The following is a 24,633-nucleotide window of genomic DNA, read 5'->3' on the forward strand; positions in this document are numbered from 1 at the left end:
ATTGGGATGCTGGAATTAATGAAAAGCAAAGTAATTGGACTTTGGAAGGAAGAGGACGGGCTGGGTACGTTGGAGCTGATTCTGATTATCGGCGTAATTATCATTATTGCATTAATATTCAAAAATCAAATAACAGCATTAATTACGAGCCTGCTTAGTAAAGTGGACACGAAAAGCAATGAATTTTTCCCGGGTAAGTAAATTGAAAAAGGAAGAAGGGAGCTTCACCATTGAAGCCTCCCTGGTCTTCCCTATTGTGTTGTTTATTCTCGTGATACTTTTATTTTTCTCCATGTACATGTATCAGAAAACATTTCTGAACCAGCATGCGTATGCAGCTTCTGAACGTGCCGCCTACAGCTGGGATAACAGCCACAAGCAGGCGATGACAGGAGAAGTTGTTGCTGGGGAACATGACAACTTGTACTGGAGACTGACCGATGATCGATTGCTCGGAGCACTGTTTGGTTGGGTGGGAGCGGACAATGAGGTTATTGTGTCAGTACCCGCAGGGGAAGGCGGAAGTCTATCGGAAAAGAAACTGTCCCAAGCGGCACAAGGTATGCCCTCTGGCATGAACGGGACAATTGAATATCAGAACTCGCTGATCCAGCGAAAAGTAACGACTAAGCTGGAGCAGGTGATTTCTTTACCGTTGCCTTCTTTTTTATTTGATTCAGGTAACAGTGTACTAACACAAGGTTCATCTGCAGTTGTAGAGCCGACGGAATTCATCCGAACGGTGGATCTGGTCCGTTATTATGCAGCCAAGTTTAAAGGCAAGGGCGGAGCCGCAGCCAGTACTGCCGCTGAAGCGGGACAGGTTGTACAGCATTTTGGCAAAACCAAAAAATGAGGAAAGGAGGAGGAAGCACTGTTCAGAAAAAAAGACGGTGAATCTGGAGCCGTAACCGTGTTCTTGATCTTGATTTTGGCTGGAATCTTTATGTTTGTTTCCATTTTCATTGATTATGCACGTATTGCTGCTTTCAAAGTACAGGCAGAACGAATGACGCATGCAGCGATGAGATCTGTGATGTCAGCCTACGATACTTCCTTGCGGGAGTATGGTCTATTTGGATACGGTGACAGCAGTGGTGACTCCATTATGGCCAAGGTGCTGAATGATAGTGTGAAGCCCTCGGCTGTGAAAGATGGGTTTCCCATTCTGGATATCCAATGGGATACGACTTCACTAAGCATGGAGCGTGAACTGGGCAGATACGATATTTTTAATCGCCAGATCCAGGAGGATATGAAATATCGTGCGCCGGTTGATTTTACCCTGGAAGTGGTCAACCGTTTTAAGCCGATGTCAGAAGAGATGAAAGAAGCTGCTCATACCGTGGATCTGCTCAAAAAATTGCAAAAACTGTATGACAAACGTGAGGAATTGCTGGACGAAGCAATAGCCAATCAGACGGAATCCGCCGATAAGCTGAAGGGTCTGCCTGCACTGATCATGAATCCGCCCTCCTCTGCCATTTACGATGAGATGTTAAGAGAGACGCCAGAGACAGCTGCCGAAGCAGCGGCGCGTTATGCGGATTATCTTAACAAAAAACAAATGGATGAAGGGCTGCCATTTAACCAGCAACAGTACATGCTAGAGCTAGCTCGTTATCGGACAGGTGTAGGGAATGTGGCGACAGGTATAAGCACGATCATACAACCAGCATTGCAGGCTCACCAGACAAAATTGGAGGAAGCCCAAGCTAAGATTGAAGAAGCTCGCAAGATCAATGAGGAAATGAAGCGGGTAATCGCTGAAGGGGAGAACCGTTCACAGAATGCCAGTTATGAAAACGTAGGCAACTCAACGCTGCCTGGGACGAGCCCTCCGTCTACCGGATCGGGAAGTGAAGCCAAGAGTACACGCTCCCTTGCTTCGGAACTTGTAAGAGCTGACACGCTGTTTGATCAGTTAAATGCACATGTACGCTCACAAAATTCGGATTTCACCAATGTCAGAAATGACAGTATGGAGCTTAATACGCAGCTTCGCACTGTTACGGTAATGAGTGGTGTTTCCATTAAACCAGGGGTTAGACAGGCTAGTCAGGTCACGGAACGATACATGGACACTTATGTAAGAAGTGGTCCCTCCAATGTTATTCTCCAAAGCAAACAGCTGTTGGAGAGCGGTCGCGGATCTGATGCCCAGCGCAAAGCGAATGATAAGGAATCCAAAGGGAAGTTGAAGGAAGTTAAACGCATATTGTCACAAATCGAAAAGGGGAGCTCCGGCTCCATGGAAGCCTTCAAACAATTGGAGGAGTACTACAACGCCAACATCGCTTTTAACCAAGCGAGCCGTGAAGAAGCCAAGAAGGCAGAGATTGCTGGAGATCCGTATGACTCCGGTGGTGACGCAATGAACGGAATGGACAGTTTGTTCGGAGGAATGTCTAATTTGCTGGATAGTTTTGGCGATGAGTTGTTCCAGAATGAGTATGCACTGGCGTATTTCAACTCCATGGATTTTGGGCAATTGTTGGGCTGGACTGAAGGCAGTGGAGATGCTGGTGAAGTGTTCAAACTGCAAAATCAGGAATTGGAGTACATCGTATATGGTTTTCATAATCCTTCGGGGAACATTGCCGCTGCGTATGCGGAGATCTTTGGCATGCGTCTGGCGATTCGAACTGCAGAAGGACTAATTGAGAATAGCAAGCTTGGGAATCCACTACTTGTATTATCTGCTGCAATTTTATACGGAATTACAAACGCTATAGCAGATATGGTGAAACTGGCTAAAGAAGGTAGTGTGGAATTGTCCAAATATATCAAAGTCAAGCTTACATACAGGGACCATCTGCGTTTGTTCCTATTAATGCATAGCAACAATGAACGCAAAATGTCCAGAATGTTGGCTTTGATCCGATTGAATACCGGCGTGAATCCGGATGAGAAGCAGACATACGCTTCAGGAAACATGCGCAGCAGTATTAAATTGTGGTTTTTACCAGGCGTCACAAGAAGTATAGGCGCTGTCATGGGTAGTGAAGATCAGGTAGAAGATGGGCGATTTTTCATTGATCGAAAGGCCGATTATTCCTATTGAGTAATCTGGATCGTTTCGGTGGAGGGATTATGGATAAGCAGCATCAGCAGGAAAAAATATTGGCACGATTACAGAGTCGACTTACACGAGTGCGTAGACTGGAAAGAATGAAGTTTCTGACTGAGCAAATACATTCTATTTCGAAAGTGCGTTTTCCAAAAAAGACGGGTTCATCAGAAAAGGAAATGGGCAGCATCGTTTTGGAAGCCTCACTGGTTTTACCTGTATTCCTGTTCTTTGTCATGTTCCTCATTTACATCGTACAGATGACGTTGGTATCAACAGCATTGCAGAGCACGGCAGGAGAGGCAGTAAAGCAGTTATCCACGAAAATATATCCGGTCTCCCTTGTATTCAGCCCCTCTGATTCCGCAGGTGGTGAAGGTTCGGAGGGTGGGTGGAAAATACCGGAGTTGTCACTGACGGAATGGGCCGAAGAGTACGCCTCTTCACTGCCAGAGCCGCTAAGTGATTGGGTACGTGCAGCTGCTGCCAGGGGTGAACAACCGTTACAGGAGGTGAAGACATCCGTTCTTGAGACAGTACTTGATCCTACCGTTAAACCGCTGCTTGAGCCTTTTATTAATACTTCTGTACTGAATGTAGAGCGTGTGCATGTTAACGGTGTTTCCATACCTGATCTCAAAAATAAAACGAATCCTTACTTCAGGCTTGAATTGAGCTATGAATTGCCTGTTAAAGTTCCCTTTCTAGGGAAGTCTTTACGCATTCAAGCGGCTGCGGCAGAACGGGTATGGATTGGAGATACCGGAGAAGGCTCCAACAGTAGTGGGGGAGACGCCGATTCTGCAGGAACAGTAACCGTGTTATCCAAGCCGGAGCCAGCATACATAGGCAACAATGCAACAATTAAGGTCAAAGTAGAGCCCGGAGCCACAGCGAACTTGACCATATTTTACAAGTCCGGTGAAAGTTCAGCCAAGCATATCGGGTGGGCGACTGCTGACGAAAATGGTGTGATTGAGTGGAACTGGTTTGTTGGTACACGTACAACGGAAGGCACATGGACATTTGTTGTAGAGACTGCGGATGGTGCCAAGACGGTGACCGAGTTTAATGTGGCTTCCAGAAAATAAGGAAGGAGATGGTGGAGGTGGAGTGGTTTTACCTGGCCTGTGGTCTGTATGTGATTGCAGCTTTTGTTACAGATGTTCGTTCGATGAAAATTCCAAATCGTTTAACTTTACCAGTGACTGTCGCTGGAGTGCTGGTCCATATTATCTGGGGAGGTTGGGAGGGGTTTCTGTTCTCCGCAGCCGGATTTGGGATGGGGTTTGGTGTCTTATTTCTAATGTATCTAATCGGGGCAGTGGGTGCAGGAGATGTGAAATTGTTTGGAGGAATTGGAGCTTGGACAGGACTGGCCTTTGGCGTTCACGTTATTATTTACTCCGTTTTGTACGCAGGGGCAATTGGATTAGTCATTCTATTGTTCCGAAGGGATTCTGCGAAGCGGATTCGCGGGATGGCAGGAAATCTTGCCGGTTTCTTCATGCTCGGTTCGCTCAAGCTGGTCAATCAGGAAAAGACATTGAAGTTTCCTTTTATGCTGGCCGTATTGCCAGGATTCATTAGCGCCTATATCTACATGATTTAACTAAGCAATGGAAAGAGAGGATTGGCATGTATGGATTAACGAGAGATTTCATTCGAAACGGCGGATCGTTTATGGTTTTGGAGAAAGCGGAAGGGCTGCGAATGGATGAACTGAGCCGTGTGCAGACGGGCATGTTGTCTTCAAATCAAATTCCCCGACTTCTTCCCGTTCATATTCGAGAGGTAGACCGAAATGTAACGTTACAATACGATATTTCAGGATATAAGATGTTACCTCAAATGTTGAAGTTGGGAAAAATCAAGCTGCGTGTGTTATATGGTCTATTGTTTCAGCTGGCAGACACGTTTACAGAGTGTAGACAATATATGTTGGATTCGCGTAAATTACAGATTCAGGAAGAGTACATATTTATCAATGGTTCACTTGAACTGGGAGAGCTTGGCTTAGTATATATTCCAATTGTCGATGCAGTTGAGGTAGATCCGACGCCTCAGCAATTCCGCGAACTGGTTATTAGGTTAATGGCCCATGTTCAGGAACTTCAGGGCGAAGGAATTCAGCGTGTCCTCCAGCTATGTGAGATTGAACAATGGGATATTAGACAACTGCGTGAACTTTTGCTTGAATTATATGCAGATGAGCAGAGTGGTTCAGGCCAGGCAACGTTTATGTCTTCACGTGGGTCATCCGGCTCAAGTGACAGTAAATTAGGAATGCCACTTTCTGCAGTTCCGGAGCAGGGAAATGATCTGTTTTCCAATAGAAGTGGGCAAGATCAGTATCGTCAGTTGGATCGAAATGGCGAAGCTGGGCAGCAGTTAAAATCAAATCATCAACCGAGGATATCTACTGCGGAGGATGACAAGCCACTTAACAAACCCTTTTCAGGATTTTCGGGCAGACGTTCACCGATAGAGTCCTCATTGCAAGCGAAAGGTGTTACGAATCCGTCACAGCGCCAAACGTTTGATTCAATACAGGACGATGATATGGAAAAGGACGAGAAGGACAAGAAGCAGGATTCTTCCAAAACGACCTATATCATTCTGGGCTGTATGATTGCCATCGCGCTGGTATGGAGATTCATCTATATGGAACAACCAGGGCAGACACAAAAGATTCTATCTGCAGCATTAAGTGCTGGCTTGCTTGGGATCGCGGGTTGGGCATGGGTGACCAAAGGGAAATTCGGAAATTCGAAATCCAATTTGCTACGCAAAAAGATGCCGAATGAAGAATATGCAGATGGCGAATTAGAAGAGGGCTCTACCAATAAGAAATCTGCTTTTTTTGGATTGGGAAGAGGCAAAGGTAAGCAGAAAGAAAGCCAAGAAGAGATGTTTCAGGAGAGCTGGCGTTGGAATGCAACTGAAATGTCACCAGAAGGTAACACCTATGGACAAGGTTACACGAGTCAACAGAGCTCTGGTGATATACAAAATGCTCAATCAGAACGGGGGCAATCTATTGAATCCAGGTCATCTGTAGCAGGAAATTCTCGCTTTCAAAATCTACATATACCATCTGAAGCTTCTGATGAACCTTTTGTTCAGCATACTGTCGAATCCGTGGCTGCAACATCGGAGCTCATTCGTCATCATGCGGCGGCTGATGCTACAGTAAATTTGCAGAGTGTTGCTGGCGGAAGCATTACGGGAGCAGGTCTAGTAGTACCTTCCTTTTATCTTGAACGCAGATCAGCAACAGGGGACAAAAATGAACGGATGGATGTCCGAGGAGCATCGTTTGTTATTGGCCGATCGGCGGACATGGTCCAGTGGGTAGATTCAGCAACCGGTGTGTCCCGTGCTCATGTGGAATTGAGCCGGAACAAATCGGGCTATGTCATTAAGGATTTGGGTTCTGTGAATGGAACCATTCTCAAGGGCGATGTTCTTGCTCCGTACAAAGAATATCCACTGGAAGATGGGGATACCTTTACGTTAGCTGAGTCTGTTTACACGTATCGATCAGTCGGATAGACCCCGGTGTTTTAGATCTTCCAGTGCATCGGTTAATGTAGGAAAGGTGAACTGGAATCCGTGATCCAACGCTTTTTGCGGGATAACCCGCTGTCCTTGAAGCAGCACGACAGAGAGTTCTCCGACCAGTGTTTTGATCAGAATTCCGGGTACGGGGAACCAGTGCGGACGATGATACACTTTGCCTACCGTGCGTCCGAATTCATCGTTGGTTACCGGGTTGGGCGAAGAGGCGTTCACCGGACCGGAGATTTCTTTATTTTGGATCGTGAAATCAATCAAACGCACAATATCCATAATATGAATCCAACTGGTCCACTGTTTGCCACTTCCCACCCTGCCCCCAACACCAAGCATATAAGGCAGTTTCATTAATGGAAAAGCACCTTTTTTATGACCAAGCACGAGGCTAACGCGGATTTTCACGAGTCTCACATGTTTGATGGCATCAGCAGCAACTTCCCATTGTTGAGAAACGCGGGATGGGAAATTCACCGATTTTTGAGGACTGTTCTCATCAAATGTTTCTGTAGGAGAGGTGCCATAGATTGCCATGGCAGATGCCTGTACGACCACCTCCGGTTTGTGTTCCAGTGAATCTATCAATTTGGCTACGCGTGCTACAGTAGTCACTCTGGATTCAACAATCTCCAGTTTCGCTTTTGTTGTCCAACGTTGATTCAACGTTTCTCCAGCCAGATTCACCAAGGCATCCATTCCCTCCAGCAAATGAGGCTGTTCCTCTACCTGTTCCCATGAGACATAAGTAAGGTTTTGGCTGGGATTATGTAAATTCGGCAGTTTGCGTGTAATAACTTTCACATGATGGCCTGTCTGAAGCCAGTAATCAACGAGTGCTCCTCCGACAAAACCGGTACCTCCGCAAATCGCAATCTTCATCTTGGCGACCTCCTTGTTATTTTGACTATGCTGACATGTAATATTGGATCGACAAACAGCCCCGGGCGGTAAGCACTGCCTTGCTGGGAATGACTTACCTTACGGAGCATGTTTGAAAATATGTAAACCTAATACATGTTCGGCTGTATTCCATTTTCTATTTATTCATCAAATGTTTATAGGGCGAATAGTCAATTTGGTTCTTCTCCAAAAATTTCACCAGAAACTTATTATCCCGCTTCGGTGTGGCTATAATGTATCCTTTAATGCAATGATCTCTGGATACTTCAGGTGCATTATTTTCGTACGCAATTTTGCCGATTTCTGCTGCAATGGAATGTTTGGCGATATCTCGAAATGGGCCAGGAACAGGCTCCACAAGCTGGTCGAGAAAAGCTTTTGCTTCATCTGTCCATAAATGACGGCTGGTTTCAACCCAGTGGTTCTGCCAATCGAGTTTCGACTTTCCGTCTGCCTTCGGAAGCACTTTCAAAAACTTGCGCATCATAAAAAATCCGCCAACACACATACTTCCAAGCAAAAGAACGGTCCAGAATGCGATCGTGTTCATAAACCAATTGCTGGGGGAACTACTAGTCAACGTCCAAGCGTAGGAGCCGAAAATCATTGCGGAGTCACCTCGGTTTATTGATTTTCACGGAAAGACGGATTCCGCCCACCCATGTTCCAAATTACAGCTGTAAAAAATAGCCTATATCCCGAATTATAGCGCATTTCTAGATTTATTTCGATAATCGCGTTAGAATAAGGGGTAATTCAGAAAAAGGGGGATTAATGATGCTTAAAATCGGCTCCCATGTGTCCTTTTCGGACAAGGGATTATTGAGTGCAACGAAGGAAGCGTCCTCGTACGGTTCCAGTTCGTTTATGATATATACGGGTGCACCGCAAAATACCCGCCGCAAGCCTATTGAGTCCATGTTTATTGAGGAAGGCAAGCTTGCGATGCAAGAGGGCGGAATGGAAGATATCGTTGTCCATGCGCCATACATTATTAACCTCGGTTCATACAAAGAAAACACGTATGAGCTGGCCGTTAGTTTCCTTCAGGAAGAGATTCGTCGTACACATGCGATTGGTGTCAAAAATATCGTGCTGCATCCCGGCGCATTTACGGACAAGGATGCTCACTACGGCATCGGACGTATTGCTGAAGGCTTGAATGAAGTGCTGGACGGTGTGAAAGAGACGGATGTGAATATCGCTCTGGAAACGATGGCTGGCAAAGGAACTGAAATGGGCTGCAGCTTTGAAGAGATCGCTCAGATCATGGAGAAGGTTACACACAATGAACGCCTTACTGTATGTATGGATACATGTCACATTCACGATGCGGGTTATGATATCGTGAACGACCTGGACGGTGTTCTTGAACAATTTGATCGTACGGTAGGGCTTGACCGCATTGCCGTAATGCATATTAATGATAGTAAGAACCCTGTGGGTGCGCACAAGGACCGTCATACCCCGATTGGCTCTGGCTGGATTGGTTTTGAGGCGATTAACCGCATCGTGCATCACGAGGCTCTTCAGGGACGTCCGTTTATTTTGGAAACGCCTTGGATTGGTAAAGAAGCCAAAACTCAGCGTCCTATGTATGAAGTAGAGATTGCATTGCTTCGCGGGGATGTTGCTGGTCGATTTGGTCCCGAGTTCCTGACAGAAGTGGAACAATTGCATCATTTCTTCAAAGGAAAAGAGATTGAGTCCCGTTCATATGTTCTGGATATCTGGACATTGCTCAAGAATGATGCCAAAGCGAAGAAAGCCGATCCACGTGAGCCGTTGGAACGTCTGTATGACCTCGTGGCTGAAGCCGCATTGTTCCCGCATTTGAATGAAGAACAACTGAATCATCGTTTGATCGCCTGGCTTGCAGGCAAAGAAATTTTTGTCACGGCCTAGTTGAAGGAGGAAAAATAACCCGATGGAGATTCACGCTAAACAAGTACGTCCTGATGTTAAAAACCGCGCCGATCGGGCGCGGATGCTCATTTCCTGTCCGGATGGACCGGGAATTGTTGCCGCAGTATCCCATTTCTTGCACCAGCATGGTGCAAACATTGTACAGTCGGACCAATACACAATGGACCCGGCTGGCGGCATGTTTTTTATGCGGATCGAGTTCGATCTTCCACAATTATCGTTGAACCTGCCTAAGCTGGAAGCTGATTTCGAAGAAGTGGCAAACCGTTTCAAAATGGATTGGAGTCTTTCTGCGGTTAGCCGCAAGAAGAAACTTGCCATCTTTGTATCCAAGGAGGATCACTGTCTGGTTGAGCTGTTGTGGCAATGGCAGGCTGGCGATCTGGATGCAGACATCGCGCTTGTTGTGAGCAATCATCTGGATATGAAGGACTATGTAGAATCATTTGGCATTCCTTATCACCATATTCCGGTTACAGCGGATACGAAGAAGGAAGCGGAACAACGCCAGTTGGACGTCATTGGTAATGATATCGACGTGATTATTCTTGCGCGCTACATGCAGATCATTTCTCCGATGTTCATTGAGCATTACCGCAATCGTATTATTAACATTCATCACTCGTTTCTGCCTGCCTTTGTTGGCGGTAAACCGTATGCCCAAGCGTACAATCGAGGTGTCAAAATTATCGGTGCGACGGCTCACTATGTTACGGAAGAGCTGGATGGCGGACCAATCATTGAGCAGGACGTTCAGCGTGTAAGCCATGGGGATGATGTAACTGAGTTAAAACGCATTGGACGTACCATTGAGCGTGTAGTTCTTGCTCGTGCTGTGAAATGGCATGTTGAAGATCGTGTACTGGTTCATGAAAATAAAACCGTTGTGTTTTAAGCTAATGCTTTAATACTGCGCAAGGTTGATTCGGAAAGATATAGTTCAGTTCTATTCCGAAAAAAGAGAAGGCGATTCCCTATTCATGTCTGAACGGGGGATCGCCTTTTTGGTCTTGCTTCTGGCTGTGCTTCCACAGATGACCGCATACCCCAACGACCACGCCAAATAACAGATGCCCTGCCAGCCAGTAAAGTATCGCTTTTATATCATATAGATCAGGCACACGACTCGACAGCTGGGAGAGTGGAATATACAGCAGGGAAGAGAGAGCGCCGATCAGGACGCCTTTGGATATCGGATGACCTGAACGCTGAATCCACCATATGTAGAAGTTGCCAATGATTATGGAAACGATAAGATGCAGCCCAAATTCAATGAACTCAGGTAGCGTGGGCGGAAGCCATGGAACAAAATCAATGTTCAGCAGCAAGGTATAGACTTTTTCACCAGTGTAAGTCTGAATAGCCTTTAAAAAGAACCCGAGCACCAGTCCGGATGTAAGACCTGTTAAAACCCCGGCTTTCCAGGGTAATATGTGTTTTAGCGATTTTGGTGACTTAGCCAAATGTTCCGGCATATGCGAATCCTCCTTTCCATATGAAGTACAGCCTGATGTGCACAAAAGTCCGATTTTTCCAATCATGATCAAGGACCATTATATGCAAAATCAACTTCGATATCTAAAAAGAGTATGGTTTTCCGCTTAAAGGTTATACTTCATCCGATGGATTTGCGATGCTGGCTGAGCTAGAAGATATGCTGAAATGCTCAGTATGACACTCTTTTTGCGCAACTGGAAACAAATCCCTCGTCATAATCAGCCGAATTTTCCCGATCTTCTAAAAGAAGGTTATGGAAAACCTTCACGCCAAGTGATACAATACAAAAGTGAATAAGTCAAAATGAAACACTCAAGCGGATTCACTTATTGTGAAATTCGGTTTGCTTGTATGATGAGAGGGATTCGCTTGCGCAACCCGACTTATCTAAAGACATGAGGAGGACAAACCATGACTGACAAGAACGAAGCGATTCAAAAGGAAGAGAACAACACCATCGACAACCTGTCGATCACTACCGTACGTACACTGGCGATTGATGCAATCGAGAAGGCAAATTCCGGACACCCGGGAATGCCTATGGGCTCCGCTCCAATGGGGTACCAACTTTTTGCAAAAACGATGACACATAACCCGGACCACCCAACTTGGGTTAACCGGGACCGTTTTGTTCTGTCCGCAGGACATGGCTCCATGTTGCTGTACAGCTTACTTCACCTGAGCGGGTATGACCTGCCTATGGAACAATTGAAACAGTTCCGTCAATGGGGAAGCAAAACTCCGGGTCACCCGGAATTCGGACATACTGCAGGCGTTGACGCAACAACTGGACCACTGGGCCAAGGTATTGCAATGGCTGTAGGTATGGCTATGGCTGAAGCTCAACTGAGCGCAACATATAATAAAGACAAATTCAACGTAATCGACCACCACACTTACGCAATCTGTGGTGACGGTGACTTGATGGAAGGTGTATCCCATGAATCAGCTTCCCTGGCTGGACGTTTGCACCTGGGCAAATTGATCATGTTGTTCGACTCCAATGACATCACTTTGGATGGTAAATTGAACCTGTCTTCTTCTGAAAGCATCGCGAAGCGTTTTGAAGCTTATGGCTGGCAAGTGCTGCGCGTTGAAGATGGTAACGATCTGCCTGCAATCCAAAAAGCAATTGAAGAAGGTCAAGCAGATACGCTTCGTCCTACACTGATTGAAGTTAAAACTGTAATTGGTTACGGTAGCCCGAACAAACAAGGTAAAGGCGGCCACGGCGGTACTCACGGATCTCCACTGGGTGCAGACGAAGCTAAATTGACTAAAGAGTTTTACAAATGGGTTTACCAGGAAGATTTCCACGTTCCAACTGAAGTTCGCGAACACTTTGCACAAGTGAAAGATCGTGGTATCTCTGCTAACAAAGCATGGGACGAGAAATTTGCTGAGTACAAAAAAGCATTCCCTGAGCTGGCAGCTCAATTCGAAACGGCAATCAATGGCGACCTTCCAGAAGGTTGGGATCGCGATCTGCCTAAATATGCAGCAACAGACAAAGCTGTATCCACTCGTGTAGCATCCGGTAATGCACTGAACGGTTTGGCTCATAACGTGCCACAACTGACAGGTGGATCTGCTGACTTGGAAAGCTCCACAATGACTCACCTGAACAACCTGGAGAACTTCTCACCTGAAGATTATTCCGGTCGCAACATCTACTTCGGTATCCGTGAATTCGGTATGGCTGGGGCAATGAACGGTATGGCACTGCACAGTGGTGTGAAAGTATTCGGAGGTACATTCTTCGTATTTACAGACTACCTGCGTCCAGCTGTTCGTCTGGCTGCCCTGATGGGTCTGCCTGTAACGTACGTCCTGACTCACGACAGTATCGCTGTTGGTGAAGACGGTCCTACTCACGAACCAATTGAGCAATTGGCATCACTGCGTATCATTCCTAACCTGACAGTTATTCGTCCGGCTGACGGTAATGAAACTTCTGCAGCATGGGCTTATGCGCTTGAGAACAAGAGCAACCCGGTTGCACTCGTACTCACTCGTCAAAACTTGCCGATTCTGGAAGGTACCGTTGAAGGTTCACGTGAAAACGTGAAACGTGGTGCGTATGTTGTCTCTGATGCAAAAGAAGGCAAAGCTGTTGCCCAAATCATCGCTACAGGCTCCGAAGTGCAACTAGCTGTCAAAGCTCAAGCAGCACTTGCTGAACAAGGCATCCAAGTTCGCGTAATCAGCATGCCGAGCTGGGATCTGTTCGAGAAACAGGACAAAGCTTACAAAGAATCCGTCCTGCTTCCAGATGTTAAAGCTCGTCTGGCGATTGAAATGGCTCACCCAATGGGTTGGGAAAAATATGTCGGCGACCAAGGCGACATTCTCGGAATCAACACATTTGGTGCATCCGCGCCTGGCGACCGTGTTATCCAAGAGTATGGTTTCACTGTGGAAAACGTGGTTAGTCGCGTAAAAGCATTGCTGTAATAGCTTGAAAAATGCTGTAGGAAGGACAGTTTAATTTCTGTCCTGCCGAGCAGCAAGTGATTTCCGGCAGAGAATGGGCGGGCAACCGCCTTGATCTGTTTTGCCTTTTGTTTTGATTAACTTCAGGGGGAGCGGGTACGCATGTCACAGTTTGATCAAGTCAGTGTAGTGAAAGAGGCCAACATTTATTATGAGGGCCAGGTAACTAGTAGAACGGTTATTTTGGGGGATGGCAGCAAGGTGACTCTGGGTATTATGCTTCCAGGCAGTTATGAGTTCGGTACAGATTCCCGTGAGATTATGGAAATACTGTCCGGCGATCTGAGAGTATTACTTCCCGGAGAAGAAGATTGGCAAGAGATTCAAGGTCAAGCTACGTTCCACGTGCCTGCCGAATCCAAATTTAAACTGGAGATACGCAGCGTTACCGACTACTGCTGTTCGTACCCGGCGGAATAATACAAGAAGGGTAACCAGAACCGCGACTCGCGGATTCGGTTAACCCTTTTTGCTTCTTAAACTCTAACGACAAAGTTCGTGCTACAAGCTTGTCAGCCCTGTGGATTTGAAGTATCCTTAGGCTAAGTTGTTTAGAATGGAAAACGGAAAAAAATACGCTACCGATATCAGGAGGTTTTATAGATCATGGCAAAAAAAGTGAAGTTTGACTACAGCACTGCCCTGCAATTTGTCAATCAACATGAAGTGGACTATTTCGCTGAACCGATTCGTTTGGCTCACGAGCAGCTCCATAACGGAACGGGAACTGGATCGGATTATCTGGGCTGGATCGACCTGCCTACCGCTTATGACAAAGAAGAGTTCTCCCGTATTCAAAAAGCGGCTGCTAAAATCCAAAGCGATTCTGAAGTACTGATCGTCATCGGTATTGGTGGATCATACCTTGGTGCACGTGCAGCGATTGAGATGCTTACGCACTCTTTCTACAACAATCTGCCTAAAGACAAACGCAAAACGCCTGAAATCTACTTTGCAGGAAACAACATTAGCTCCACGTATGTAACTCATTTGCTGGATCTGGTTGAAGGCAAAGACTTCTCCGTTAACGTTATCTCCAAATCCGGTACAACAACGGAGCCAGCAATTGCTTTCCGTATCTTCCGTGCAGCACTGGAGAAAAAATACGGTAAAGAAGAAGCTCGCAAACGTATCTATGCTACGACAGATAAAGAGCGTGGCGCACTGAAAAAGCTGGCGAATGAAGAAGGCTATGAATCCTTCATTATCCCGGATGATGTAGGTGGACGTTACTCCGTTCTGACGGCTGTAGGTTTGTTGCCAATCGCAGCAGCTGGCATCAGCATTGAAGAAATGATGCAAGGTGCGGCTGACGCCTCTAAAGAATACAGCAACCCGAACGTAGCTGAGAACGAAGCATATCAATATGCAGCTGTTCGTAACGCACTGTATCGCAAAGGTAAAGGAACAGAAATCCTCGTGAACTACGAGCCATCCTTGCACTTTGTATCCGAATGGTGGAAACAGCTTTACGGAGAGAGTGAAGGTAAAGACTATAAAGGGATTTATCCTGCATCCGTTGATTTCTCGACTGACTTGCACTCCATGGGTCAATTCATTCAAGAGGGTAGCCGGAACATCTTCGAAACTGTGATTCAGGTTGCTGAAGTATCGGAGCATATTTCGATCCAAGCTGACCCGGATGATCTGGATGGTCTGAATTTCCTTGAAGGTAAAACAATGGACTTTGTTAACAAAAAAGCGTTCCAAGGAACACTGCTTGCACACACAGATGGTCAAGTGCCAAACTTGATTGTGAACATTCCAGATATGTCTCCATATTCTTTCGGATATCTGGTATACTTCTTTGAAAAAGCATGCGGCATTAGTGGTTACCTGCTGGGAGTCAATCCATTTGACCAACCAGGCGTGGAAGCTTACAAGAAAAATATGTTCGCTTTGCTGGGCAAACCAGGCTTTGAAGAAGAGAAAGCAGCGCTGGAAGCGAGACTTTCCGAATAATTCATCGGTCTGCTCATATAGTTAAATAAGGTAATGTAATTACATTCGGGGAGTCATTGTGAAGCAATGGTTTCCCGGATGTTAAACCAAGGCAGTTCGTCCGCGTGCGCGCGGGGAACTGCTTTCTTGTAAAATGGATCAAATTGGTGGAAAGTTGGATAGGGATGATTGAACGTTATCGCACGGTTCGAGGACCGGGCAATCTGGAAATTGTAATCAAAAAGTCGCGATTTATCGGTCATATTATGCCGGTCACGACGGAAGAAGAAGCTAACGCTTTTATTGATGAAATAAAGAAGAAACATTGGAATGCTACTCATAACTGCTCAGCGTATATGATTGGTGAGCGGGATGAGATCCAGAAGCAATCCGATGATGGTGAACCAAGCGGAACCGCTGGAAAACCGATTCTTGAAGTCATCAAAAATCAGCAATTGAAAAATGTGGCTATCGTTGTTACACGTTACTTTGGAGGAATTATGCTTGGAGCAGGTGGGTTAATTCGCGCTTATACGGATGGAGCAGTTGCAGCCATAGAAGCCGGGGAAGCGATTACCAAAGTGCTCCATCGTGAAGTGTTTGTTGAACTGGATTACACATGGCTGGGCAAAGTGGAAAATGAATTAAGGAGCCGGGAAGTCCGTACAGGTGAAACTGGGTTCACCGATAAGGTTACGTTGACTTGTCTTCCGCCGGATAGTGAAACCGAGGCATTTGTGGCCTGGATCACAGATTTGACGCAAGGGCAATCCCGGATCACGGAGGGACAGCGGCTTTATTTTATTGAAGGGGAATAAAATATATGGCTAGAAGAGCAGTCGAACAGGAGTTGTCGAGGGAGCGGATACTGGAGGCGGCAAGGCATCTTTTTATTACCAAAGGATACCGTGCCATTTCGATGCGAAGCATCGGCCAGCATCTAGGCTATAGTCATGGGTCGCTGTATTATCATTTTAAGGAAAAGGCAGAGCTGTTTTATGCCATCGTGGTTGAAGATTTCAATCATCTGGGGCATTTGCTGCTGCAAGCCATGGTCAGGCCAGTCATGGGCGGCGTGAGCAAGGTGGAACATATCATGATGGAGTTTATTCGTTTTGGTTTGGAGAATCCGTATCAGTACGAGATTATGTTCATGATTCGGGATGAGGAATTGCTATCGTATTGTCGTACGGAGCAAGGAAGATGCTTTGAATTGTTCGCCTCCATTATTCGGCAATACATGAATGAAGAGGGCTGTACGGAAGAGGATATTCAATGTGTACCACGTACGCTGTTTTTGTCCATGCACGGATTCATATCGTATTATATTCAGGACCGTTTAACCTTTGCAGAGATTGAATCGGCTGCGTTATCTCATGTCAAAGTACTCTGCCGTAATCTCCAACACCAGCCTGGCGTCCAATAAGGCGCTTTTGTCGCACTCCACACTTCAGGGCGGTGAATTGTCATAACATTAATTCTTTATAACGTTGTCTCGCGAAAGTTTTTGCGCGAAGAAGATCATTACAGGCGGGTTACATCCCTAGAATAGGGTGGGCCGCCTGTTTGTTTTTTATTTCAATCAATGGCAAATCATTAGAAATGGGGTTGAAATGGAGCTAACCTTCTATGATTTTAAGAAAATATTCCCGTTGACGAGGACCATCAAATTCGCAAAAATAGATGCCCTGCCATCTGCCAAGCAGTAATCTGCCCTCATGTATAATCACCGTTTGTGATGGTCCGGTTGTGATCGATTTCAAGTGAGAAGCCGTATTTCCTTCAGCATGCCGATATTCGGGATGTTGCCAGGGGTATACCTCGTTTAGACGAAGCAGCACGTCATGTTTGACATCCGGGTCTGCATTTTCATTAATTGCAATGCCTGCTGTCGTATGTGGACAATAAATCAATACAGTCCCATTCTGCACACCGCTGTCACGGACAACCTGCTCTACTTCCCGCGTAATATCCTTCATCTCATCCCGTCGGGATGTCGATAAATTCTTCGTATATAACATATTACTCCACTCCTTCGCTCCAAATTGTTCCTCTAGATTGTACCTTAACCATTACATACCGAACAAACCACTTAGATAAAGGGGATCAAAGAAATCTGGGGATAACAGCGATCGGAAGGTTGTTCTGGCCGCGTAGTGGCGAGTGTAATTTTTATAAAATCCATCTCATAGGTACGCCGATTTTATTCAATAAAAGCATTGACGATTAGCACTGCAAACTGGTAAAGTATCAGATAAGCAAAAACCAAGTAGACTAATGGGAATAATATTAAAGTAATAAAATCCAACTTAGGAAAATGGTTGTACCAAAGCAGGAAGACTGCCGACCGGACATAGAACCGGAGGCTGGGAGGGAATGCAGCAATGAATACCGTTCTTCGTCACAAGGGATGGACTTGGGGATTCCGCAGTACCGTATTGCTATATTTTATCGTACTCATTGTACTTCCAATCATCGGTGTGTACGTCAATTCCTTCTCTGAAGGATGGAGCAACTTTATCCAAAGTATTATGGACCCAATTGCATGGAAAGCCGTGCTGTTAACGATCCGGCTGGCTGTTATAGCTACGGTGATTAACGTCATTTTGGGAACCATGATTGCCTGGGTGCTGACACGTTATCGCTTTTTTGGGAGGTCGTTCCTTAACAGTCTGGTAGATCTTCCTTTTGCTCTTCCAACAGCCGTTGGTGGCCTGATGATTATGCTACTCCTGGGTCCGATCAGTGCCATTGGCAAACTGGCGGAATCCATGGGGTTTGAAATTGTGTTTCACCAGCCTGCGATTGTGATCGCAATGACCTTTGTTACGTTTCCATTTGTCATCCGTGCGGTGCAGCCTTTGCTCGAAGAGATCGATCCTTCGGAGGAAGAGGCATCCTACACGATGGGAGCATCGAAGGCGCGCACATTCAGGCAGGTCATTCTTCCGTCCATGGCTCCGGGCATGATTAGTGGGGGAATGCTCGCATTCTCCAGAGCACTGGCCGAATTCGGGGCTGTTGTGCTGGTGGCAGGCAATATTCCGGGAAGAACATTGACGGCTTCCGTATTTATTTACGGCGAGATCGAAAGTGACAATCCAACCGGAGCCGCGGCCGTGTCCGTACTGCTCTTAACACTCTCCTTCCTGATCCTCTGGCTCATTAATCTGGTGCAGATGCGGGGGAGAAGACGATGAGGCGACTATTAATCGGACTGACGTTTGTGGTGTTCATTGTACTGCTGATCATCCCGCTTGGACGTATTTTTATTGGTGCATTTGAAGACGGGGCAGGAGGATTCCTGGATGGGCTGTTGCGCCCTGAGGCGCTGCATGCCTTGATGATGACAGGACTTGTTGTACTTGTCGTCACACTGTTAAATACATTGTTTGGCGTTATGATGGCTATCTATCTGGTCCGCGCCGGATGGCTGAGTGACCGGGTGAAAGGGCTGCTGAACAGCATTGTGGATCTGCCCTATGCCGTATCGCCCGTCATTGGCGGATTGATGATTGTACTACTGCTGGGTCCCAACAGCATTATGGGCGCTTTTTTTGAAGGAATTGGATTTAATGTGGTGTATGCCTTCCCGGGTATGGTCATTGCAACGTTGTTTGTTACTTTTCCATTGATGGTTCGAGAGGTGATGCCTGTCTTGCAGGAGCTTGGATCTCAGCAGGAAGAGGCTGCGTCAACGCTTGGTGCATACGGCTGGAGAACGTTCTGGAGTGTTACCTGGCCTTCCATCCGCTGGGCGGTTGTGTACGGTCTTGTGCTGACGGTTGCCCGCTCGCTTGGGGAATTCGGTGCAGTGCTGGTTGTATCGGGTAACATTATGAACAAAACGCAGACGGCAACAACGCTTGTATATCAGGATGTAGAGAATTTTAACGTAGCTGCCGCAAATGGTGTGGCATTGGTACTGGTTACCTTTTCCGTCGGGCTGCTGCTTATGATGGAATGGGCCAAGAAGCGAAAGGAAGTGCATTGAGATGCATGTTGAAGTCCGTGATCTGAACAAACATTTCGGTGATTTTCATGCGGTAAAAGATGTCTCGTTCGATATTGCCAAAGGCCATCTAATCGGTTTGCTGGGACCCAGCGGAGGTGGGAAAACATCCATACTGCGTATGCTGGCAGGGCTGGAGAATCCGGGTTCCGGAGAGATTCGTTTTCACGGAAAAGTCGTAAACCATCTGCCTCCGCAGGAGCGGGGAATCGGATTTGTATTTCAGAACTATGCTTTGTTCAAACATATGACGGTATTTGAAAATATCGCCTTTGGGCTCAAGGTTAAAAAGACACCCAAAGCCCAGATCCGTGATCGGGTCATGGAGCTGGTGGAATTGACGGGGCTGAAAGGTTTCGAACAGCGTTATCCACATCAGTTGTCTGGTGGACAGCGTCAGCGCGTCGCTTTTGCCAGAGCATTAGCTCCGGAGCCACAGCTGCTGCTGCTGGATGAACCTTTTGCCGCTATTGATGCCAAGATCCGTCAGGAATTGCGTTCGTGGCTGAGAGAGCTGATTGAGCGGGTAGGCATCACTTCGATCTTTGTAACCCATGACCAGGATGAAGCGATTGAAGTTGCCGATGAAATCATGATTATCAGCCAAGGGCGCTTGGAGCAGAAGGGTACGCCATGGGATATTTACAAAAATCCAGAGACGCCATTTGTTGCTACATTTATCGGGGAATCTACCGTTGTGGAGGATGCTTCACAGCTCAAGGGCTTCGAACATGCGGTGGAAGGAGAGCGCACACGTGCATTGATCCGGCCTGAGTATATCGAGATCGGTTTGAAAAACGAGTTTAGCATGCTGTCCGCTACTGAAAAGGGTACAGTCAAACACCTTCATTTCCGTGGAAGTGAATGGATGGTGGAAGTGGAAGTTGAGGGCCATAAACTCATTACGTATCGATCCCTGGAGAAAACAACGCTGCAAGTCGGCCAACAGATTCGAGTGCTTGTGCATCGGGCATATCTGTTCAATGATACCCATAGCTGGGTTGTTGAGAACCGATTGAAGGAAGATCCAATGCCGGTCATCATCTAATCAGAACATCATTTAATTCAGGAATGATCCTTATTTTTGGAAAAGAGGGGCTGCCCATGCAGACGAGGAAGAAGAAATTCAACCCTTTATATGTTGTCCTCATACTTCTGCTCGTCTGCATGACCGTTGGATGTAGCAAGCAGGAAGATGTGAGCGGACAGAACGGAACCTCGACGGACGACCAATCCAATACGCTGGTAATCGGTGCTTACAGTGTAGCCAAAGACGCCGTCGGAGAATTGCTGCCCAAATTTCAGGAAGAATGGAAGGCAAAGACCGGACAGACGGTTCACTTTCAGGAATCCTATGAAGCTTCTGGCACACAAGCCAGAGCCATTGTTGGTGGATTCGAAGCTGATGTTGCGCTACTCGCGATGGAAAGTGATATCGACAAGCTGGTCAAAGCCGATTTGGTCAGCTCCAATTGGAAGCAGGCTCCGAATAAAGGCATGATCACCCGTTCCATTGTAGTTCTGGGTACAAGAGCAGGCAACCCGCTGGGGATTCGTGATTTTGAAGATTTAACCAAGCCGGGTGTTAAAGTGCTTTATCCTAATCCCAAGACGTCAGGCGGAGCACAGTGGGACATTAATGCCATCTATGGTGCAGGGTTGAAGTTATCTGAGAAGGAGCAAGGCAAGAAAGATCCTGCCGTGGCCAAAGCTTTTCTGGAAAAAGTACATGAGAATGTCGAGTCACTGGATAAGAGTGGTCGATCCTCCATGGCGGCTTTCGAATATGGCGTGGGTGACGTGATCGTCACGTATGAAAATGAATTGCTTGCCCGGATTGCCAAGGGTGTAAATTATGACATCGTGGTTCCCAAAAACACGATCCTGATTGAAAATCCGGCAGTTGTCGTGGACAAATATGCAGGTAAGCATGGCAATCGTGAATTGGCGGAGGCTTTTGTAGCCTATCTACGAACACCGGAAGCACAGCGCATTTTTGCCAAGCATGGTTTCCGTTCGGTAGACCCTGAAGTGTTTGCAGAGACGAAGTCCTCGTTCCCAACGCCAGAAGGTCTGTTCGATATTAACTACCTCGGCGGATGGGACAAGGTACGCAGTACACTATATTCCAAACGAGGCGTATGGTACCAGGTGTTAGCCGGGTTGTAAGCCCGTACGAGCATCGTCCTGTTATTGAATTTCAGAAGATGAATTGTCATCCAAACCTTCATTTCACTACACAACGTGAGCTGGAGGTTTTTTGCATTGCTAGACAATAATGTTATTTCATTTAAACCCGATAGGTTAAGTTGGAAAAAATCGTTGCAATTTGTCGAATCCTTGCCTATACTATCTAACAGAACGTTAAATTACAGCGAGGGGAAATATCATAATGAAATCGAAAAAAATGTGGCTGTCATTGATGCTGGTTCTGGTTGTGGCAATCATGAGTGCATGCGGAAGCAGCGGTGACGGAACAAGTTCTTCGTCTAATAACGCAGAAAATACAGCAACAACGGATGATGGGCAACCGAAAGACGGAGGAAGCATCATTATTGCCGTTCAGGACGATCCTAAAGTGATGAATCCGATCTACGCGGGTGACCGTGTAACGTTGACGATTGATCAATCCTTATATGCTCCACTGTTCAATGTGAATGATGGCAAAAAAACGTATGTGCTCGCAGAAAGCGACAGCTTCTCTGATGATCACCTGACGTATACATTGAAGCTGAAAGACGGTCTGAAATGGCATGACGGACAGCCTCTGACAGCGGATGATATTGTGTTTACAATGGATAGCATCCTTGATGAGAAACAGCACAGTTCTTCCCGTAGTCAGTATGTTTTTGATGGCAAACCGGTTAAAGTAACCAAGATCGATGACCTGACGGTAGAATTCAAATTGCCGGAAGTATCTGCTGCTTTTGAAGGAGCATTGATTTCTTTCTCTCCAATCCCTAAACACATTTTCGAAGGCGAAGCCGATATTGAGAAAAGCGACAAAAACAACAACCCGATCGGTTCCGGTCCGTTCAAGTTCAAGGAATACCGTCCGGGCGAATACGTAACACTGGAACGTTTTGATGACTACTTTGCAGGCAAAGCTCATCTGGATAGCGTGACGTATCGTGTAGCGAAAGATCCAAATGCAGCGAACCTGGCTTTGCAAAACGGCGAGATTCAAATGCGTATGGTCGACACACAGGATTACAACAAATTGAACGACACAGGCAAATTCAACATGCTGACTTACCCAGAAGGCCGCTTGCAATACATGGTGTTCAACCTGAACGTGCCTTCGATGCAAAAGAAAGAAGTTCGTCAAGCCATCGCTTATGCTTTGGATAAAAATGAACTGATCACCGCTTCGTATTCCTCAGCTGATTTTGCTGAACCGGCTCCGTCCATTCTCACACCGGACACGCTGTACCAAACGGATGATGTTGAGAAATACGACTACAACGTGGAAAAAGCAAAACAATTGCTGGCTGATGCAGGCGTTAGCAACCTGAAATTGCGTCTTGCTTACACAAATACGAACAAACCACAAACAAGCCAAGCGCTGTACATACAGCAAAAGCTGAAAGACGTGGGCATTGAAGTGGAATTGCTGCCGATGGATGGAACGGCTTATGGTAACCGTACATTGGACATGAACAATACAGACTTTGAATTGTCCTTTGGTGGATACATCATGGGTTATGAGCCAGATGCTTATAAATCTCTCTTCCTGAGTGATGCGGCATACAACTACTCCCATTACAAAAATGCTGATTTCGACAAGCTGTGGAATGAAGCAGCCGTTCAAATTGACGAAACTAAACGTGGTGATTTGTACAAACAAATCCAACAAACTGTAGCAAACGAAATGACTGTATATCCAATCGCCTACACGAAAGCTGTAGTGGCTGTGGATAACACATACGGCGGCGTTGAAGATGCAAATCCAAAACCAGTCGTTATGCTTGAAGATCTGTCCAAAATTTATAAAAAATAATCATATAGAATGAACGTATTGTTTGAACCTTTGAGATTCACAAAGAACGTAGAGAGCAGAAAAAATCTGGAGAAACGCCTTTATCACTGGATTTCTTCCTCAAGAAAAGGAAATCAAGAAATCTGGTGATAACAGCGATTGGAAGATTGTTCTGCCATCGGAGTGGCCGATGTGAATCCTTTGTTCAATCCACTTGCGTTCATTCTATATAACAAGCCAATAACGCCGGCCGCGAGGCCGGCGTTGATTCGGAGGTGCCCATGTGAACAACTATATTGTCCGAAGGATCGCACAAGCGATCCCTCTTCTTTTTGTAATCTCCATCGTATCGTTCACCTTGATCAAGCTGGCGCCGGGCGATCCGGTGCTTTCCTTTGTTACCCCAAATATGGGGGCAGAAGATGTGGAGCGTATTCGGCAAAACCTCGGTCTTGATCAACCGATGTACGTGCAATATGTCGTATGGCTCAAAAATGTACTGTCTGGCGACCTTGGTTATTCACTGGTGAACCATCGCCCGGTTGCCGAAATGATTGTTGAACGCTTGCCCGCTACATTCGGATTGATGGGGGCATCGCTATTATTATCTTTGCTGATTTCTATTCCGCTGAGCATGATTGCGGGTTCGCGTCAGAACAGTCTGTTTGACCGTGGACTCAGCTTAATCTCGTATATCGGGATATCGATTCCTAGTTTCTGGTTCGGTATGATGCTGATCTATTTCTTTGCAGTAGAGCTGCACTGGTTACCAAGCATGGGTATGCGAACGGTTGGTATGGACTCCGCATGGGATATTATCAAACACGGCATTTTGCCATGTACCGTATTGACCTTCATGAACGTGTCCGTGTACATGCGGTATATTCGTTCGAATACAATCAGTCAGTTGGAAGAGGACTATGTCCAAATCCAATATGCCTACGGCGCAACCAAAGGAACGGTACTGCTTCGTCATGTGCTCAAAAATGTACTGCTGCCTGTAATCACCATTCTCGGCATGTCTTTGCCGGAGCTGATTGCGGGAGCGTTTATTACGGAGTCCGTTTTCTCGTGGCCGGGGATGGGATCTCTCGGGATTTCGGCCGTTCACGGTTTGGATTATCCAATTATTATGGGCATTACGATGATGTCCTCTGTGCTGCTGGTCGTCGGAAACCTGGTAGCTGATATCTTATATGGCGTGGTAGATCCACGAATCAAGACAACGGGGTGAGACAA

Annotated in this window: 23 protein-coding genes; 19 read left to right on the forward strand and 4 right to left on the reverse strand. The window is 46.3% G+C overall.

Going from position 1 to position 24,633, the window contains the following annotated elements:
• The first annotated feature begins 6 nt into the window (after positions 1-6).
• From AC4PM4_RS08830 to AC4PM4_RS08855, 6 genes are all read left to right on the forward strand, one after another.
• On the forward strand, positions 7-201 hold the full coding sequence (locus AC4PM4_RS08830; RefSeq protein ID WP_063564414.1) for a Flp1 family type IVb pilin: 195 nt from the start codon (positions 7-9) through the stop codon (positions 199-201).
• Positions 179-856, forward strand: a complete 678-nt coding sequence (locus AC4PM4_RS08835; protein ID WP_491613367.1) for a TadE family protein — start codon at positions 179-181, stop codon at positions 854-856. Before AC4PM4_RS08830 ends, AC4PM4_RS08835 begins: the two co-directional genes overlap by 23 nt.
• A 57-nt stretch (positions 857-913) precedes the next feature.
• On the forward strand, positions 914-3,064 hold the full coding sequence (locus AC4PM4_RS08840) for a hypothetical protein (protein WP_491613368.1): 2,151 nt from the start codon (positions 914-916) through the stop codon (positions 3,062-3,064).
• A 185-nt stretch (positions 3,065-3,249) separates the two neighbouring features.
• Entirely contained in the window at positions 3,250-4,161 is a 912-nt protein-coding gene (locus tag AC4PM4_RS08845; protein WP_491613420.1) for a TadE/TadG family type IV pilus assembly protein, read from the forward strand.
• A gap of 8 nt (positions 4,162-4,169) precedes the next feature.
• Positions 4,170-4,682 (forward strand): A24 family peptidase, encoded by a 513-nt coding sequence (locus tag AC4PM4_RS08850; RefSeq protein WP_491613369.1) that lies wholly within the window; start codon positions 4,170-4,172, stop codon positions 4,680-4,682.
• Between the two features lie 26 nt (positions 4,683-4,708).
• On the forward strand, positions 4,709-6,625 hold the full coding sequence (locus AC4PM4_RS08855) for a DUF6382 domain-containing protein (RefSeq protein ID WP_491613370.1): 1,917 nt from the start codon (positions 4,709-4,711) through the stop codon (positions 6,623-6,625).
• On the opposite strand, the gene AC4PM4_RS08860 is transcribed toward AC4PM4_RS08855, so the two are convergent.
• Positions 6,614-7,525 carry a TIGR01777 family oxidoreductase gene (locus AC4PM4_RS08860; protein WP_400346982.1) on the reverse strand — a complete coding sequence of 304 codons (912 nt, stop codon included), beginning with the start codon at positions 7,523-7,525 and terminating at the stop codon, positions 6,614-6,616. The genes AC4PM4_RS08855 and AC4PM4_RS08860 overlap by 12 nt on opposite strands.
• Positions 7,526-7,682: 157 nt before the next feature.
• Entirely contained in the window at positions 7,683-8,153 is a 471-nt protein-coding gene (locus AC4PM4_RS08865) for a DUF2621 domain-containing protein (RefSeq protein ID WP_063564408.1), read from the reverse strand.
• 170 nt (positions 8,154-8,323) lie between these two features.
• On the opposite strand from AC4PM4_RS08865, the gene AC4PM4_RS08870 reads away from it, so the two are divergent.
• Both AC4PM4_RS08870 and purU read left to right on the forward strand, forming a co-directional pair.
• Positions 8,324-9,451 carry a deoxyribonuclease IV gene (locus AC4PM4_RS08870; RefSeq protein WP_491613371.1) on the forward strand — a complete coding sequence of 376 codons (1,128 nt, stop codon included), beginning with the start codon at positions 8,324-8,326 and terminating at the stop codon, positions 9,449-9,451.
• A 22-nt stretch (positions 9,452-9,473) separates the two neighbouring features.
• Positions 9,474-10,367, forward strand: a complete 894-nt coding sequence (gene purU, locus AC4PM4_RS08875) for a formyltetrahydrofolate deformylase (RefSeq protein ID WP_063564406.1) — start codon at positions 9,474-9,476, stop codon at positions 10,365-10,367.
• A gap of 79 nt (positions 10,368-10,446) precedes the next feature.
• On the opposite strand, the gene AC4PM4_RS08880 is transcribed toward purU, so the two are convergent.
• Positions 10,447-10,947 (reverse strand): hypothetical protein, encoded by a 501-nt coding sequence (locus AC4PM4_RS08880; protein ID WP_063564405.1) that lies wholly within the window; start codon positions 10,945-10,947, stop codon positions 10,447-10,449.
• A 433-nt stretch (positions 10,948-11,380) separates the two neighbouring features.
• On the opposite strand from AC4PM4_RS08880, the gene tkt reads away from it, so the two are divergent.
• The 5 genes from tkt to AC4PM4_RS08905 all read left to right on the forward strand — a co-directional run bounded on the left by tkt (position 11,381) and on the right by AC4PM4_RS08905 (position 16,829).
• Complete coding sequence (tkt, locus tag AC4PM4_RS08885) at positions 11,381-13,423, forward strand: transketolase (protein ID WP_063564404.1); 2,043 nt, start codon at positions 11,381-11,383, stop codon at positions 13,421-13,423.
• Positions 13,424-13,564: 141 nt separating this feature from the next.
• Positions 13,565-13,882: a pyrimidine/purine nucleoside phosphorylase gene (ppnP, locus tag AC4PM4_RS08890; RefSeq protein WP_053781719.1), complete on the forward strand. Its 318-nt coding sequence runs from the start codon at positions 13,565-13,567 to the stop codon at positions 13,880-13,882.
• A 186-nt stretch (positions 13,883-14,068) separates the two neighbouring features.
• Positions 14,069-15,424 (forward strand): glucose-6-phosphate isomerase, encoded by a 1,356-nt coding sequence (locus tag AC4PM4_RS08895; protein WP_063564402.1) that lies wholly within the window; start codon positions 14,069-14,071, stop codon positions 15,422-15,424.
• Between the two features lie 164 nt (positions 15,425-15,588).
• The gene (locus tag AC4PM4_RS08900; RefSeq protein ID WP_072734274.1) at positions 15,589-16,221 is read left to right on the forward strand and encodes a YigZ family protein; all 633 of its coding nucleotides are present in this window, start codon (positions 15,589-15,591) and stop codon (positions 16,219-16,221) included.
• A 5-nt stretch (positions 16,222-16,226) separates the two neighbouring features.
• Positions 16,227-16,829 (forward strand): TetR/AcrR family transcriptional regulator, encoded by a 603-nt coding sequence (locus AC4PM4_RS08905; RefSeq protein WP_063564400.1) that lies wholly within the window; start codon positions 16,227-16,229, stop codon positions 16,827-16,829.
• A 193-nt stretch (positions 16,830-17,022) separates the two neighbouring features.
• On the opposite strand, the gene AC4PM4_RS08910 is transcribed toward AC4PM4_RS08905, so the two are convergent.
• Entirely contained in the window at positions 17,023-17,424 is a 402-nt protein-coding gene (locus AC4PM4_RS08910) for a secondary thiamine-phosphate synthase enzyme YjbQ (protein WP_090808196.1), read from the reverse strand.
• Between the two features lie 363 nt (positions 17,425-17,787).
• Here AC4PM4_RS08910 and cysT point away from each other — a divergent pair, with 363 nt between their 5' ends.
• The 6 genes from cysT to AC4PM4_RS08940 all read left to right on the forward strand — a co-directional run bounded on the left by cysT (position 17,788) and on the right by AC4PM4_RS08940 (position 24,628).
• Positions 17,788-18,603, forward strand: coding sequence for a sulfate ABC transporter permease subunit CysT (gene cysT, locus AC4PM4_RS08915; RefSeq protein WP_063564398.1), 816 nt, complete (start codon positions 17,788-17,790; stop codon positions 18,601-18,603).
• Positions 18,600-19,397: a sulfate ABC transporter permease subunit gene (locus tag AC4PM4_RS08920; protein WP_063564397.1), complete on the forward strand. Its 798-nt coding sequence runs from the start codon at positions 18,600-18,602 to the stop codon at positions 19,395-19,397. Before cysT ends, AC4PM4_RS08920 begins: the two co-directional genes overlap by 4 nt.
• Before the next feature lies 1 nt (position 19,398).
• Positions 19,399-20,463, forward strand: coding sequence for a sulfate/molybdate ABC transporter ATP-binding protein (locus AC4PM4_RS08925; RefSeq protein WP_063564396.1), 1,065 nt, complete (start codon positions 19,399-19,401; stop codon positions 20,461-20,463).
• Positions 20,464-20,519: 56 nt separating this feature from the next.
• Positions 20,520-21,584, forward strand: coding sequence for a sulfate ABC transporter substrate-binding protein (locus AC4PM4_RS08930; protein ID WP_072734270.1), 1,065 nt, complete (start codon positions 20,520-20,522; stop codon positions 21,582-21,584).
• Positions 21,585-21,807: 223 nt separating this feature from the next.
• Positions 21,808-23,415, forward strand: coding sequence for an ABC transporter substrate-binding protein (locus AC4PM4_RS08935; protein WP_491613372.1), 1,608 nt, complete (start codon positions 21,808-21,810; stop codon positions 23,413-23,415).
• A 262-nt stretch (positions 23,416-23,677) separates the two neighbouring features.
• Positions 23,678-24,628 (forward strand): ABC transporter permease, encoded by a 951-nt coding sequence (locus AC4PM4_RS08940; protein WP_064639956.1) that lies wholly within the window; start codon positions 23,678-23,680, stop codon positions 24,626-24,628.
• Positions 24,629-24,633 lie beyond the last annotated feature (5 nt).

The organism is Paenibacillus sp. MDV22-iso6 (genome assembly GCF_058408365.1).